General features: G+C 55.4%; 10 protein-coding genes. 2 read left to right on the top strand and 8 right to left on the bottom strand.

Translation table 11 applies throughout. The features are described 5' to 3' along the window. The first annotated feature begins 149 nt into the window (after window positions 1–149). Window positions 150–1,148: an ABC transporter substrate-binding protein gene (locus ABH899_RS11740; protein WP_369996291.1), complete on the top strand. Its 999-nt coding sequence runs from the start codon at window positions 150–152 to the stop codon at window positions 1,146–1,148. A gap of 151 nt (window positions 1,149–1,299) precedes the next feature. Continuing rightward, on the top strand, window positions 1,300–3,018 hold the full coding sequence (locus ABH899_RS11735) for an AraC family transcriptional regulator (protein WP_369996289.1): 1,719 nt from the start codon (window positions 1,300–1,302) through the stop codon (window positions 3,016–3,018). Between the two features lie 52 nt (window positions 3,019–3,070). On the opposite strand, the gene ABH899_RS11730 is transcribed toward ABH899_RS11735, so the two are convergent. The 8 genes from ABH899_RS11730 to ABH899_RS11695 all read right to left on the bottom strand — a co-directional run bounded on the left by ABH899_RS11730 (window position 3,071) and on the right by ABH899_RS11695 (window position 14,560). Continuing rightward, window positions 3,071–3,874, bottom strand: coding sequence for an ABC transporter ATP-binding protein (locus ABH899_RS11730; RefSeq protein ID WP_369996287.1), 804 nt, complete (start codon window positions 3,872–3,874; stop codon window positions 3,071–3,073). A 192-nt stretch (window positions 3,875–4,066) separates the two neighbouring features. Beyond that, window positions 4,067–5,818, bottom strand: a complete 1,752-nt coding sequence (locus ABH899_RS11725) for an ABC transporter ATP-binding protein (RefSeq protein ID WP_369996285.1) — start codon at window positions 5,816–5,818, stop codon at window positions 4,067–4,069. 54 nt (window positions 5,819–5,872) lie between these two features. Continuing rightward, window positions 5,873–6,922, bottom strand: a complete 1,050-nt coding sequence (locus ABH899_RS11720; RefSeq protein WP_369996284.1) for a FecCD family ABC transporter permease — start codon at window positions 6,920–6,922, stop codon at window positions 5,873–5,875. 1 nt (window position 6,923) lies between these two features. Further along, a complete protein-coding gene (locus ABH899_RS11715) occupies window positions 6,924–7,976 on the bottom strand; it encodes a FecCD family ABC transporter permease (RefSeq protein WP_369996282.1) in 1,053 nt (350 codons plus the stop codon). Between the two features lie 479 nt (window positions 7,977–8,455). Next, a complete protein-coding gene (locus ABH899_RS11710; RefSeq protein WP_369996281.1) occupies window positions 8,456–11,740 on the bottom strand; it encodes a hypothetical protein in 3,285 nt (1,094 codons plus the stop codon). A 427-nt stretch (window positions 11,741–12,167) separates the two neighbouring features. Further along, window positions 12,168–13,229 carry a dual-specificity RNA methyltransferase RlmN gene (rlmN, locus tag ABH899_RS11705; RefSeq protein WP_369996280.1) on the bottom strand — a complete coding sequence of 354 codons (1,062 nt, stop codon included), beginning with the start codon at window positions 13,227–13,229 and terminating at the stop codon, window positions 12,168–12,170. A gap of 163 nt (window positions 13,230–13,392) precedes the next feature. Then, window positions 13,393–14,154: an AAA family ATPase gene (locus ABH899_RS11700; RefSeq protein WP_369996278.1), complete on the bottom strand. Its 762-nt coding sequence runs from the start codon at window positions 14,152–14,154 to the stop codon at window positions 13,393–13,395. A gap of 127 nt (window positions 14,155–14,281) precedes the next feature. Beyond that, window positions 14,282–14,560, bottom strand: coding sequence for a DinB family protein (locus ABH899_RS11695; protein WP_369996277.1), 279 nt, complete (start codon window positions 14,558–14,560; stop codon window positions 14,282–14,284). Between the last annotated feature and the right edge of the window lie 121 nt (window positions 14,561–14,681).

Here is a 14,681-nt window from a genome sequence, read left to right as displayed (position 1 = left end):
GCATGAGACTCCGCCGTCGTTTTTGCACAAAATCAAAAGCCGCGTCACGGATTTGTCCATTGTCGGCCGCATATGGGTACGCTATGATAACAACAACCGATAATGAGAATCATTATCGCTATATAAGACCGATGGAGGCTGACCGACTCATGAACTTGGCACGACCTGTTTCTACCTTATTTTTCACTGCGATACTAAGCGCCGCTTTATTAAGCGGATGCGCCGGCTCCGGTTCACAGAAAACCGGCGATACCGCAAGCCAACAAACCGCGAATCCTGCCGGCGCCCCTACCGCCGCTGCCGATAAATCCTCCGCCTCTCCCCGCAAGGTTACGGATTACAAAGGGCATACGGCCGAAATTCCGGCCGCCGCCAAGAAGGTCATTTTTTACGGGGAGACGTTCAGCGATCTGGATGCACTGGGCGTGCAGGCCATCGGGACGGCAACCAACTGGCTCACGGGCACGGTATATGCGGACAAGCATAAGACCATTACGGACATCGGTTCTCCCATTAACCTGGAGAAAGTGCTGGAGCTGGGTCCTGATCCTATCCTCACGGGCAGTACCGACGAGAAAGAATACGAGCAGTTGAACAAAATCGCGCCTACGCTCATGTTCAATACGTTCCTGCCCATGAAGGAACGGCTTCTTCTGCTCGGCGATCTTCTGGACAAAAAGCCGGAGGCGGAAAAATGGCTGGCCGATTACGAATCACGTTCGGAAGCGATGTGGAAGATCCTGCATGACGCGGGAATAAAACCCGGCGAGACGGCCTCCGTTTTCACTTATTATCCGGGCAACCGGTTGTTTGTGATGGCAAGCACGGGACTTTCCCAAGTTCTCTACGACAAGAACGGTTTCGTGCCGACTCCGCCGATCCGCGACGTGCTGGACGAAAAAGCGGGCTTCAAGCAAATTTCGCCGGAGGTTCTCCCCCAAGTAGCCGGTGACCGGATTTTTATTCTGACCCCGGTAGACAAAGAAGCGCAGCAGTCGACGGAGGAGCTTCTGAAAAGCCGGATCTGGCTCGATCTTCCGGCCGTGAAGAACGGGCACGTCTACACGCTCGACATTCTCAAATCCGGCAGCGACGCCGCTACACGGGAATGGCTGTTGAACGAAATACCGGTTCTGCTCAAAAAATAAGCCTGCTCTGACGGCATACGCCCTTCCGCAGCGTAACAACTCAGCGGTTCATTCAAAAAGAAGCTTTCAACCTCTGTTGAAAAGCTTCTTTGTTTTAGTTACAATGAATTTGATTGATAATGATTATCAGTTTCAAATAGGATGTGATATCATGGTCCCTTCCGAGTCTGGCTCTCTTCCTGTCCGTTCTCTCCTGTTCCAATTCGCGGCTGCCGACAAAATCATGCCCGGTACCTGTGAACCGGCTGCAGGGCCCGAAGTTGACGCGGGCGAAAAACCGGATGTATATACTCTTCTGCTCATTAGCGCCGGCACCGGCACGCTGAGAGTGGCGGATGAAACTTTCTTCTGCGCTCCCGACAAGTGCTACATGATCCCTCCCGGTACTTCCTATCGGCTTAGGATGGACAGCGACCGGCGTCTGACGTACTACCGTATCACGTGCCGGATAGTTTACTGCAAAGGCTCCCATACGGCTTTATACCTGAAACCGCTCGTTCGGGGCCGCGTGGAATGGTCCGTCTATCCTTTCGCGAGAGCCGTGCGTTTTGCCGATCTGCTGACGGAATCCGAGCCATCCGGAGAACTTCAGCACTTTTACCGGCAGCTGCAGTTTCAGGAATTGATGGGATTCCTGCTGGAACACAACGTGAACAGCCCTGAACCTTCGAGCTGCACACACGCGGTGGAGAACAGCATCCGCTACATTCAGGAGCATTACAAGCGGCCCATTACGGTAAAATTTCTGGCTGAGCAGGCCCGTGTCCCCCATTGGCAATACAGCACGATCTTTCAAGAGCTGACCGGGAAAAAGCCCTTGGATTACCTGAACGAGCTTAGAATCGAGAAAGCCAAGGAGTGGCTTCAGTCTACACGGGAACCTCTGCGGGAAATCGCGAAACGGGTCGGCTTTGCCGACGAATATTACTTCAACCGGCGCTTCCGGCAGTTGACCGGCATTACACCGAGACAATACAGCCAATCTGTGCAAAAGCGGACCCGGATTAAAGACTGGACGGGTCATGAGGTCGAGATTCCGACGCTCCCCCGCCGGGTCATTTACCACGGAGAAACATTCGGCGATCTCGCCGTTCTCGGCGTGGAAGCCATAGGCGGAGGCTATCCGTGGATTCATCAGTCCGGCCGCCTTAAGTCTCCCGTCAAGGATATCGGCTTCCCGATTAATCCTGCCGTTACCGAGGCGCTGAAGCCCGACCTTATCATCGTCTCCAGCGAAGACGAATCGCAGTATGACACGCTTCGCGCGATCGCCCCCACGCTCACGTTTGACTCTTTCGCCCCGCTTGACGAGCGGATCGAGCTGCTGGGGACCATTCTTGGCAGACGCCGGGAAGCGGAAAATTGGCTCGCCCGCTATGAGAAGAAAGCCGCCGCCATGTGGAGCCGGCTTCGGGCCTCACTGCAGCCGGACGAGACTGCATCCGTGTTCACATTTGCAAGAAACCGCTTTTTTGTGATGGGCACCATCGGGCTGTCCTCCATGCTCTACCATCCGGACGGTTTCCGGCCTGCGGGCAGGACGCGCAGGCTCCTCGATAAGAAACTGTCTTATCTCGAACTTCTGCCGGAAGAAATGAAAGATTATGCGGGCGACCGGATATTTATGCTGCTCCCCGCAGATGCCGAATGCCGCAGCGCCGCCGCCGAGTTAATGAGATCTCCGCTCTGGACGGAGCTTCCCGCAGTCCGCCGCGGCTGCTGCTACGCAGTCGAAGCGGACGAGTGGAATTTCGCCGACGCCACGACGACGGAGAAATTCCTCGACGAACTCCCACGTCTGCTCGGCAAAGAGCAGATCGTACCCGCTCATGGCGGCGTTCGCCCCGGCCCTAAGCCGGAAGAAAGCTGAAAAACCTGCCGATCGCAATGGATCGGCAGGTTTTGTTTCGTACAGGGCCTTGTCACGCCTCCGGCGCCAGTTCATACGGCAGGCACAGCGGAACCCCCGTACGCGGGTCGGCAACGATGTCCGCATGAATCGCGAACACTTCGCGCAGCATATCTTGGTTCATCACGTCAGCGGGGGAGCCTTCGCATATCACGCTGCCGGATTTGATGGCCACGATATGCTGGGCGTACCGGGAAGCGTGATTCAGATCGTGAATCACCATGACGATCGTTCTCTTCTCCTCGCTGTTCAGCTTATGCAGCAGTTGAAGGACTTCAAGCTGGTGGGCCATATCAAGAAAAGTCGTCGGTTCGTCCAGGAAGAGAATATCGGTCTGCTGGGCGAGCGCCATGGCGATCCAGGCGCGCTGCCTCTGCCCGCCGGAAAGCTGATCCACGGGTCTTGCGTGGAACGGCATCATCCCCGTTACTTCCAAAGCCCAGCTAATGACGCGCTTATCTTCGGAAGTAACCGTACCGAAGCCGCTCTGGTGGGGATATCTGCCGTAAGCGACCAGCTCCGTAACCGTCAATCCGGCAGGCGCCGACGGATTCTGCGGCAGAATGGCCAGTTCTTTGGCCACTTCCCGCGTAGATTTGCTGTGGATCGACACCCCGTCGAGCAGCACGCCGCCAGAGGCCGGTTTCATGAGCCGTGCCATCGTTTTCAGGATGGTCGACTTCCCGGAACCGTTCGCGCCTACCAGCGCGGTTATTTTACCCTGCGGGATGGAAATATTCAGATCGTTCACGATACTGAGATCCCCGTAACCGATATGCAGGCTGGATGTATGCAGCCTTTCCTGTACTAACGTCATCCGATATTCCCTCCTTGGTTTTGCCTTTCCGTATAGGAGACGGCCAGCGTCCTTCCTTGTAATCCTGTGCGCTCTCGCCTGATCTTTAAAACAATAAGACGTATGCCTCCGGATAAAGCTTGCGCTTGCAGCTCCGGGGCTCAGCGGGCAAGAACGCGAAGCGTGATCTCAAACCGTTCCGGCAGCCCGTTCTTAACCCGGCATTGCACTTCCGAGCTTGTTAAGCAGCTCGGCGCCGAATTGCGCCGCATAGAGCTTGCTGTAGGCACCGCCCCCGGCAAGCAGTTCTTCGTGGCTTCCCTGTTCGGCGATGCCCTCTTTCGTGACCACGACGATCCGGTCCGCATGCTTCACCGTAGCGAGCCTGTGTGCGATAATGAGCGTCGTCCGTCCTTTCGAAAGCTCCCAGAGCGCTTCCTGAATGACCGCTTCGGTCTCGCTATCCAGCGCCGACGTCGCCTCGTCGAGAATCAAGATCGGCGGATTTTTCAAAAACATGCGTGCGATGGAAAGCCGTTGCTTCTGTCCGCCGGAGAGCTTCACTCCCCGTTCGCCGATCCGCGTATCCAGCCCTTCGGGCAGGGATAGGATCAGCTCTTCGAGCTGGGCTCTTTTCGCCGCCTCCCGGATTTCTCCGTCGGAAGCCCCCAGCTTGCCGTAGGCGATATTTTCGCGGATGGTGCCGTCGAACAGGAACACTTCCTGCTGGACGATTCCGATATGGGAGCGCAGCGACTCCAGCTTCATCTCGCGGACATCAATTCCGTCAATGGTGATGGCGCCGTCCGTCACTTCGTAAAACCTCGGGAGGAGGCTGCACAAGGTCGTTTTGCCCGCGCCCGAAGGGCCGACGAAAGCGACCGTTTCCCCGGGCCGGATGGACAGGTTCAGTCCGTTCAGCACGTTCTCCTTGTTTTCGTAGCCGAAGCTCACATTCTGATACCGGATATTTCCCGCAAGCCGGTCAACGTCCCGCGCATCCGGAGCATCGGCGACATCGGGTTCAAGTTCCAAGATTTCGAGATATCTTTTGAAACCGGCAATCCCTTTCGGATACATTTCGATCACGGAATTGATTTGATTGATCGGTCCGAGAAATACGTTCGAAAGCATCACGAAGGCAATGAATTCGCCGTAGCTCATTTGTTTCGCCAGCACAAACCATGTTCCGCACAGTAGAACGAACAAGGAAATGATTTTCATCAGCAGATAGCTGATAGATGAATTCCAGGCCATAATCCGGTAAGCCAGAAGCTTGCTCCGTCTGAACTGCCCGTTGTTGGAAGCGAACTTGGCGATTTCATAATTCTCGTTCGTAAAAGCTTGAACGACGCGGATGCCGCTGACATTGTTCTCCACCCGGGCGTTGTAATCCGCAATGGATTCGAACATTTTATCGAAAGCGAGCGACATTTTACGGCTGAAATAAAGCGAAAGCGAGATCATTCCCGGCACGATAATAAAGGTCAGCACGGCCAGTTTCCAGTTGATGCCGAGCATGATGCCGAATGCCCCTGCCAGGGTCATCACGGCTATAAACAAATCTTCCGGCCCGTGATGGGCGATCTCCCCGATATCCATCAAATCGTTGGTCATCCTCGAAACGAGATGCCCCGTCTTGTTGTTATCGAAGAAACGGAAAGAAAGTTTCTGCACGTGGTTAAACAGTTTGGTGCGCATATCGCTTTCAATATTGATCCCGAGCTTGTGCCCCCAATAAGTGACGACGTAATGCAGGGCGGCGCTGATCACATAAATGCCGAGAAGGCTTACGCACCCCCATGCGATCCATTCCCATTTGCCGCTCGGCAGAAGATCGTCGATGACCCGGTTGACTGCCAGCGGAAAAGCGAGCTCAAGTACGGCGGCTATGATCGCGCAGCTAAAATCGAGCAGAAACAAGCCTTTGTACGGTTTGTAATAGGCAAAAAAACGGCGGAGCATAAAGCACCTCTCTTTCTGTAAACCTTCCTTGGCGGCAATTGCCGGCAGGCTCTTCTACTCCGTCTTGGACCGCGCAAGCAGGTACAAGAAATAAGGAGCGCCGATGACCGCGACCACAATTCCGGCAGGCATTTCGGAAGGCTGCAGCACCCAGCGGCCGAGCGTGTCGGCTGCGCATACAAGCAGCGCCCCGGCAAGGGCTGAGGCCGGGAGAAGGACTTTGTGGCCCGGTCCCACCAGTCTGCGGGCCAGATGCGGGGCGATAAGCCCGACGAAGCCGATTCCGCCGCTTACCGCAACGCAGGAGCCCGCGAGACCGACGGCGGAAGCGAGGAGCAGGAACCGCTCCCTCTCCACGGGAGCCCCAAGTCCCAAGGCCAGCTGATCGCCCAGGTTGAGCACATCGAGCACCCGCGCTTTGCAGAATACGTAGATCGACAAGATGACGATCCAGGGAAGGAGCGCGATCACAAACTTCCAGGTCGTCCCCCAAATGCTTCCCGCCATCCATGTGGCCACGAACTGGTATTTCTCCGGAGAGATCCGTAGTGTCAGTACGATGGTCGCGGCGCTGATTCCGGCCGCCACGGCGATACCCGACAACAGGAGCCGGGTTGGAGACAACCCCTCGTTACGCTTGAACGCGAGCGTATAAATCAGCATCGCCGTCCCACCGGCGCCCGCCAAAGCGAGTACGGGAAGCAGGAAGACCGGAGCGGCAGCCGCAGAGGGATAGAAGCAGATAAATAGCAGAACCGCAAGTCCCGCTCCGGCATTGATGCCCAAAATTCCGGGATCGGCCAGCGCATTGCGCGAGATGCCCTGCAAAATGGCTCCGGATATCGCCAGACCCGCCCCCGCAAGCATCGAAAGCACGATGCGGGGCAGCCGGAAATCGAACAGGATCAAGGATTGCTTCCGTGTCCCCTCTCCGATAAGCGTTGTGAAAAGCTCCGTGGGAGAAAGCCGGATAAAGCCGATGTTCATACTGATGACAAACGTAAGGACGAGAAGCAGACCGAAAATAACGAGAATCGCGATATTTCTTCTTTTCCGCTTTTTCTCATGTGCCAAAATGGGCGAGTAGTCTAGATTCAGGTTCACGTTACAGCTCCCTCCTTTCTTTGCGCGTCAGATAGAGGAAGAACGGAACCCCGATTAGTGCGATCAATGCCCCGATGGGCGTTTCGTAAGGAGGGTGGATCATTCTTGCCGCCAGATCGGACACGACGACCAGCAGGCTGCCGAGCACAGCGGAGCACGGTATGATCCAGCGGTAATCCACGCCGACCAGATAGCGCGTCAGATGCGGAATGATCAGCCCGACGAAGCCCACCGCTCCGACGACGGAGACGGACGCTCCCGCGAGAATGAGAACAACAACCGTGCCGCCCAGTTTCACGAGTCCGGTCCGCTGCCCCAATCCTTTGGCGATTTCGTCCCCCAGGCTGAGCATCGTAATCGAACGGGAAAGCGCGATGGCGCCCAGCAGCGCGGCCAAAAACCACGGCAGCATGACCTTGAGCTGAACCCAGGTGGTTCCGCTTACGCCTCCCGCATACCAGAAAGCAATGTCCTGTCCGATATGAAAATATAAGGCGATCCCTTCGCTCAGCGCGGAAAGAAGAGCGCTCAAAGCCGCTCCCGCGAGAACCAGCCGCAGCGGCGTCAAGCCGCCTTTGGCCATGGAGCCGATCCCGTAGATCAGCACGGCCCCGCCGGCCGCACCAAGAAACGACATGAGAATAAGCTTGGAATAGGCCAGGCCCGGGAAAAAAGCGAAGCAGAGCGCCAGCATAAAGCCCGCGCCCGCGTTCAGGCCGAGAAGACCCGAGTCCGCGAGGGGGTTCCTCGTCATGCCCTGCATGATCGCTCCGGCAACCGCGAAGCTCGCCCCTACCATGGCGCCGCCCAGCACGCGCGGCATCCTCAGATCGGCGATAATCTGATGCTGTGTAGATTCCGGGTTGAAATGAAAGACAGCTTCCCAGACTGTCGAGAATAAAATGTCGGCTGCCCCGAATGAAACCGATACCCCTATTCCCAATACCAGGAGAAGAATCCCCGCTGTGAGAATGAGGGCTGCGGCCAGCGGACGGGTGCGAAGCGGAACGGATGAAACTGCTTGCGTTTCCCTTGCTGCATTTTGCTGAATCATACCTGCCACCCTGTACGTTAGTATTTGGTGAGACTCTTATAAGTGATATTGATTCTCATTATCACAAGATTCAGTTTAAGCGACATCTTTTTCCTGGGCAATGGACAAAAGCGAGAATTTTTTTGTACAAAAGAGAAAAGTTTTGTGGCGCGCGGACCCTATTTTCAAAATAAAAACCGTTAAATAGCCGGACGGTTGTCTCCTTCCAACGAAAATAAGCCGCCCCTCCGGACGGCTTTGACGCAATTGCTTCTATAATATATACAGAGACATTTATGCTCACCCGCCTGACTTTTAACTGCCCGCTTTACGCGGCCGGCATGAATCCCTCGGCGCAAAAACGCGGCGATACCGGGCGGATCGGCGGGCTCTAAAAGAACCGGTTCACCAACTTCCGCCGGTAACCTGCAAGACGCGGCAAACGGACAGCCGAATAACGGCTGTCCGTTTGTTTTTTGGACGCGGCTGCGTCGCTTCTTCTATAGAAAAGCCGCCAGCTTTTTTAAAACGCCTGCCTCCTCGGGGGTAAGCTTCCTGCCGCTGAATGCGTCCACCTGTTTGGTAAAAGCAAGGAGCACGGCCTCCTTCGCTTTTGCACCTCCTTTTTCTTCGGCTTTGCGTGCGGCCGTCAAGGTTGCGCATAAAGCCAGCTCGGTCCCGCGGTCGTCCGGTGCGAACTGCTTGACGAGGGAGCACATCCCTGCGTAAGTGACGGCAATCTCATACGTGTAGACCGCCGTCTCCTTGTTGCCCGCCTTATCCGCCGCGATCACGCTGATCTCGTGCTTTCCGGGCTCCTGGCTGTAGGCCGGGGCGCTTATAAGAGCTTGCGCGCACGGGTCGCCGGCCAGGCCGGACAATGCGTCGGACGCGGCGCAGCGGATCTCGATGGTCCGGTCTACGGTATAGACGGGCTCCGCGGTAAACTGCACCGAGGGGGCCGTCTTATCAAGCCGGACCGCGATCTTTCCCGGCGCCGACTGGATGCCCGCCGCGCTTATGGCCGAATACGTGACCGTGGTCACGCCTTCGGCGGCGACGGACAGCTCGGCCGCGGTGCCGTTCACAGTCACTTCGGCGGAAGGCTGCGCTCCCTCGGCCGAATAGCGCACCGCCGAAGCGTGAGCCGTCTGGATGCGGAGGAGCGCATCCCGGTTCAGCCAGCCGTCCGCGTTAGGCTCCGGAAGAAGAGCGGCTGCTGCGGACGGGACCGGAGCTTCTTTTTTCTCAACGAAAAAGTCATCGTAATACGCCGAGGCGATATTGTACCGGCTCGTTACGGCAATCAGGCGGGCGTAAGCGGCGTTGGCCGGAGCCTTGCCCCGCAGCGTCACTTTCTGCCACTGCGCCAGCCTCGATTCGTCCAGATGGGTTTCGAGCGTCGAAATCGTGGCGTTGTCGGCATCGAAGAAGCGGAACATCAGTCCCGGCTGTCCCGATTCGATGTAAATCTGCGCTCCCGCTTCGTAATCTCCGCCGGGCTGGATCGTGATCTTGTCGCTTTGAAGCGCGACGGAAGCGGTGCGAAGCTTGTCGGTGATTTTCAGGCTTTTGGCCCCCGATACGCTCCTGTCCCCGCTGACTCCGTAGAAATAATCCGTTCCGGTCGCGAACAGCGGACTCCAGCCGGGAATAACCTTATTCACGACTTGCTCCTCAAAACCGGCGTTGCGGACAGGAAGAGGTGTGCCCGGCGGTTCTTCCGTCACTTCTCCGTCGACTTTCATCCGGTACAGGATTGTGTTGGTCGCCTGGTCGGTGAAGTACAAGTTGCCGTCCATTCCCAGATCAAACCGGGACGTATCCGTGAGCGTGCGAAATTCCAGCGTGTCCGGATCGATAACAGTCAGTTTGTTGTTGAACAGCACATAAAGAAGTCCGTCCTCGGACCAGCGGAGCGGATGATGCGCCCACTGGGTGAAGTTGAGCTGAGGGTAAATCTTTTTGCTTTTGACGACTTCGTACGTGTGGGGGTCTATCGCAAAAATATATTCATAAGAAGCGCCCCAAATCAGCCCGTCCGGACCTGCCGCCAGATCTCCAATGAAGATCGGTTTGTCCAGACCCGGAACACGCAGTGGAAATTCGGTGATTTTCTGCTCTTTTACCGCGTCCCATACGAATATCTTGGCTTCCGCTTCCGTAGGCTCGGAACCGAGTCCTCCGCGGATCGTGGTGGAGCCGAAAATTTTTCCGTCGTGGAACGTCGTGCTGAGCACACTTTGATTTTGAACGACGTTGCGGTGCACCTTAAGTTCACCGGAAGCCGGATCATACACGGTCAGAGAGCCCCCGAGCGTTCCGTACCCCGAGATCGTCGAAATGTACAGCTTGCCGAGTCCGCTTGTCATGTTCACCAGCCGTTCCTGATCGTTTTCCAGGACTGCGAGCTTTGCGGGATTCGTGTCGCCCGGCTCCTTATTCAGGTCGTATTCGAACAGGCTGCCCTCGGGATATACGCCCATGTATACTTTGGACCCGATCGGATACACGCTGTCGGCCTGCCCGATACTGAACGGTTTCGCCGTGTTGTCCGTCAAGTTGACTAGCGAGGAACGCGCCTGCGAACCGGTTGTAATCAACTGGGTCTGGGACACGGCCGCCAGCCGGTTGACTACACCGGGAAGACCCGGAATGACGGGCGGCTTCTGGATGACCTGCTTCGTGTCGATATTGAGGTAGGTCACTCCTCCGTCGTAACGGATCGTCACAAGCGTTTTGCCCGGTAGGTCGGGGTTGTTCTTGAATTCGACCCAATCCGCTCCCCTCAGCCCCGTTCCGTATTCCATCCCCGTTTCTTCCACCGCATGGGTGGCGAGGTCGAACGTTTTCAGCTTCTTGTCGGACATATAATATAGCTTTCCGTTCTGCGAATCGGTCGCATGCAGGCCTGTCACGTTCTGAAGCTCGATGTCCAGCCAGGCTTCCGTTTGTGTATCGTAGATGTAACCCTCGCCGGGCACACCGCTTCCATCGGTATAACGCGCAAACAAATAGCGGTTGTCGATCGTGTCCAGATCGTAGACCGTATCGTTTTTGACCGTCAAGGATGCGGCGATGTCCGTCTTCGCGCCGGTTTGCAGATTAACCCGGACGATCTGCTTATGAGCGGTGCCGGCATACACATTGCCGCCCTGGTAAGCGATGGAGCGGACATATTCCGAGTCGAGCTGCCCGATGACGCGCCCGTAATCCTTCGTCAGCTTCGTGGCCGGGTCGTACTGGTACACTTTACCGCCCGGATACGTACCGACGTACACTCTGCCCTGCTCGTCGATCGTAATGCTGTTCGGTACGGATTGTCCGTCGAATTGGGCGACCTGAACCGGTGTATGGGTTACCGGCGAATAGCTCCAGAGCCGCGCTCCGCCTCCGTCCGCCGCCAGAAACAAGGTTCCGTCAGGCGCAACGGTGTGGGCCCAGGAGCTTTCGGACGGGGCGATCGGAATGCTGCGCAGCAGCTTGTAGTCATCCAGATCGATGACGTTAAGGTGCCCCGGCTTCCCTTTGCTCGTCGCATACAGCACGTTATGGCCGTCTTCCTTGCCCGCCGCGCCGTTGAATACGGCTACCGTGTAGTTGTTGGGGATGAGCAGCTCTTCCGGACTGCCGTATGTTTTCTGGGCCAGTTTGCTCGTAAGAGCCGTGGCAGGCGCTTCCGCACCGGCCGGTTCGGCGGCCGAGGCTGCGCCGCTCCAGCCCGCGACTGTCATCATCAGACTCATGAGAACGAGAAGGGGCCGGCGGGTCTTTCTTTTTTTCATGATCGTTCCTCCTTTATCCGTACAGTTTGACAAGCGGCTTTACAAAATGTTCCGAGTTAGTGACGATCATTATTGTAAGCGTTATCATAAAATGCTTTAAGCGATTGCTCGGTCAGCTTCCTCCTTTCTAATCGACCCCGGAAGAATCCCTTTTCTATCTTTTCTGGTATCCTTCTGGTTACTATATTAGCTACGAAGGAAGAATTTGTCAATGGAATTCTGGATCTTTCTCCGAAATTGATAACCACGTGGTAACCTGAAAATGACTTTATCCGCCTATCTTCCTCTACATGTGGTTGCCGTTATGCGATGGCCCGCCGAACGCCGGAACCCGCACACGGACTGCAAAAAAAAGCGTATCCCGTCCGGGGTACGCTTCATGTTTACGCTTCATGTTTACGTTTGATGTTAGGTCCGGCTTCTTCCTTTAACCGGTCGCTTTGATTTGCTTGCTTCTTAACTGCCCGCAAGCGGCGTCAATATCCGCTCCATGCTCTAGCCGCACGCTGCAGCTTACATTCTGCTTCTTCAGAATATCGTAAAAAGCGCGCACGGATTCCTTCTCGCTCCGCTGATACTGGCTGTGCTCATCGACCGGGTTGTACGGGATGAGATTGACGTTGACCAGCGGACGGCGGTCTCCGATTAATTCGGCCAGCTCCTCCGCATGCTCCCGGGCATCGTTCACGTCTTTAAGCAGAATGTATTCCAGGGTGAGTCTGCGGTTCGTTTTGCCCAAATAATAATCGATCGCATCCATCAATTTCTCAATGGGAATCGCTTTGTTGATTTTCATGATTCGCGTACGCAGCTCGTTGTTCGGCGCATGCAGCGAAACCGCCAAGTTCACATGGAGATCCGAATCGGCAAACTCGACGATTTTGTCGGCAAGTCCGCTTGTAGAGACCGTGATGTGTCTGGCGCCGATCGCCAGTCCTTTGTGGTCTTTGACGACGCGCAGGAAATCGGACAGATTCTCGAAATTGTCAAACGGCTCCCCGATCCCCATCACGACGATATGGCTTACGCGCTCTTCCTTGCCCGCCTTGTCCAGATAGAACTGGACTTTCATGATTTGTTCCACGATTTCCCCGGCGGACAAGTCCCGGCTCTTCTTGAGAAGGCCGCTCGCGCAGAAACTGCACCCGATATTGCAGCCGACCTGGGTCGTGACGCAGACGGATAATCCGAACTTGTGCCTCATCAGCACCGTTTCGATAAGGTTTCCGTCGGAAAGCCGGAACAGGAACTTGACAGTCCCGTCGGAAGATTCCTGCTTCACGTGTTCCTCCAGCGTCTGGAGGACAAAGTGCTCTTCCAGCAGCCCCAGGCAATCTTTATTCACGTCCGTCATATCGGCAAAACTCGCCACGCGCTTCCGGTACAGCCAGTCCCAAATTTGGGAGGCCCGGAATTTTTTATGCCCGTAGGGCTGCAGCCAGGCGGTCAACTGATCAAATGTTAATCCATAGATGGAAGGTTTGTTCATTCGTACTCCTCTTTTCAGCGAAACATATCAGCCGGTCGCACCCTGCCAAAGGGCGGAACACAGCTTTACATTCTATCATTGTGCCAAAATTCCAATCGTAACACAAGGGCTTAAGAACAGCTGCCGATTTACAGGCTTCTGCTTCCGCTCCGTCCTCCTCATTCTATTCACCGAACAATTCCCGCAGCAACTTCTCTTTATTGTTGAGAAATTGCTTCATGATCACATAATGCTCCGTCTCCTCGAGCGTTGTTTCTTCGATCCCCTTTGCAGACAGGTGGTACATAGCAGCGTCGGGATATGCCATAAGGATGGGAGAATGGGTCGAAACGATAAACTGGGAGTTCCGGCCCACCAGCTCATGCATCCGCGCAAGCATCGCCATCTGTCTCAGCGGAGACAGCGCGGCTTCAGGTTCATCCAGAATGTAAAGGCCTTGGCCGCCGAAACGGTGAACAAAAGCGGCAAAAAACGATTCCCCGTGCGACTGTTCATGAAGTGAAACGCCCCCGTACGAGTCTTTGATGAGAGGCTGAGGCCATGAAGAATCCGCGTCAAGCTCGTCGATATTCGTAGCCAGGTTATAATAACTCTCCGCCCGGAAAAAGAAGCCGTCGCGCGCTTTCCTTACGCCCCTGGAGAGCCGGATGTACTCGTGAAGCTCCGAATGCGTCGGGTTTGTGGCAAAAGAAAAATTCAGCGTTCCGCCTTCCGGATTGAACCCCCACGCCGTAGCTATCGCTTCCATAAGCGTGGACTTGCCTGTGCCGTTCTCGCCGACGATATACGTTACCTTCGGGTGAAAAACAAGCCTGTCCAGGCTCCGGACCGCATCAAGATCGAAGGGATACCGCTTCCAGGAGGGGACATTTCCCCTCATCAGCTCGATGTGACGGAGAAACCGGTCATCGCTTCCGTCGTGCATGGGGCATCCTCCTCGCCTGCGCTGTCCGCTTTTCTACGGATTCACAGTTTGATTGATCGGAAATTTCGGCAGGTTAGCCGCCTTTTTCATTAAAAAAAGGACGCGTCAGACGCATCCTCATTCCGTACTATTCAGTATACCAGTATAACGCATATTCGATCATAACGGAAGACTGGCCGATTTGGCGCAGCATAGCCGAAAGATTCCCCCTGTGGTAAGTTCCGTGATTGGCGACCTGAAAAAGAACTTCGGCATAGCTCGTATCCCGCTTGCGCGTATACGGGTTGTCGAGCATAAACCACTGATCGAGGTATACCGATTCGGGAAGCTCTTTTAACCGGTTGAAAATCGTTTCGTTCGCCCAATTGTGAAACCTGTACATTTCGATTGCCTGATGCTTACTCATCTGTCCCCACTCCTTTTTCTTATTGAGTTCAGTTTAAAAGAAGGCTCCGTTAAAGTTAGTTGTTGATTATCGTTTTCCAGGAACAAATCTTCTACAATTAAACTAACTATAATAGGGTTGG

The organism is Paenibacillus sp. RC84 (assembly GCF_041260495.1).
GTDB lineage: Bacteria > Bacillota > Bacilli > Paenibacillales > NBRC-103111 > Paenibacillus_F.
This window is presented reverse-complemented; position numbering and strand designations above follow the sequence as displayed.

Excerpts from the sequence above, each read along its gene's own strand:
- ABH899_RS11730 (WP_369996287.1), bottom strand. The coding sequence starts at position 3,874 with ATGACGTTAGTACAGGAAAGGCTGCATACATCCAGCCTGCATATCGGT.
- ABH899_RS11715 (WP_369996282.1), bottom strand. The coding sequence starts at position 7,976 with ATGATTCAGCAAAATGCAGCAAGGGAAACGCAAGCAGTTTCATCCGTT.
- ABH899_RS11710 (WP_369996281.1), bottom strand. The coding sequence starts at position 11,740 with ATGAAAAAAAGAAAGACCCGCCGGCCCCTTCTCGTTCTCATGAGTCTG.
- ABH899_RS11695 (WP_369996277.1), bottom strand. The coding sequence starts at position 14,560 with ATGAGTAAGCATCAGGCAATCGAAATGTACAGGTTTCACAATTGGGCG.
- ABH899_RS11740 (WP_369996291.1), top strand. The coding sequence starts at position 150 with ATGAACTTGGCACGACCTGTTTCTACCTTATTTTTCACTGCGATACTA.
- ABH899_RS11735 (WP_369996289.1), top strand. The coding sequence starts at position 1,300 with ATGGTCCCTTCCGAGTCTGGCTCTCTTCCTGTCCGTTCTCTCCTGTTC.
- ABH899_RS11725 (WP_369996285.1), bottom strand. The coding sequence starts at position 5,818 with ATGCTCCGCCGTTTTTTTGCCTATTACAAACCGTACAAAGGCTTGTTT.
- ABH899_RS11700 (WP_369996278.1), bottom strand. The coding sequence starts at position 14,154 with ATGCACGACGGAAGCGATGACCGGTTTCTCCGTCACATCGAGCTGATG.
- rlmN (WP_369996280.1), bottom strand. The coding sequence starts at position 13,229 with ATGAACAAACCTTCCATCTATGGATTAACATTTGATCAGTTGACCGCC.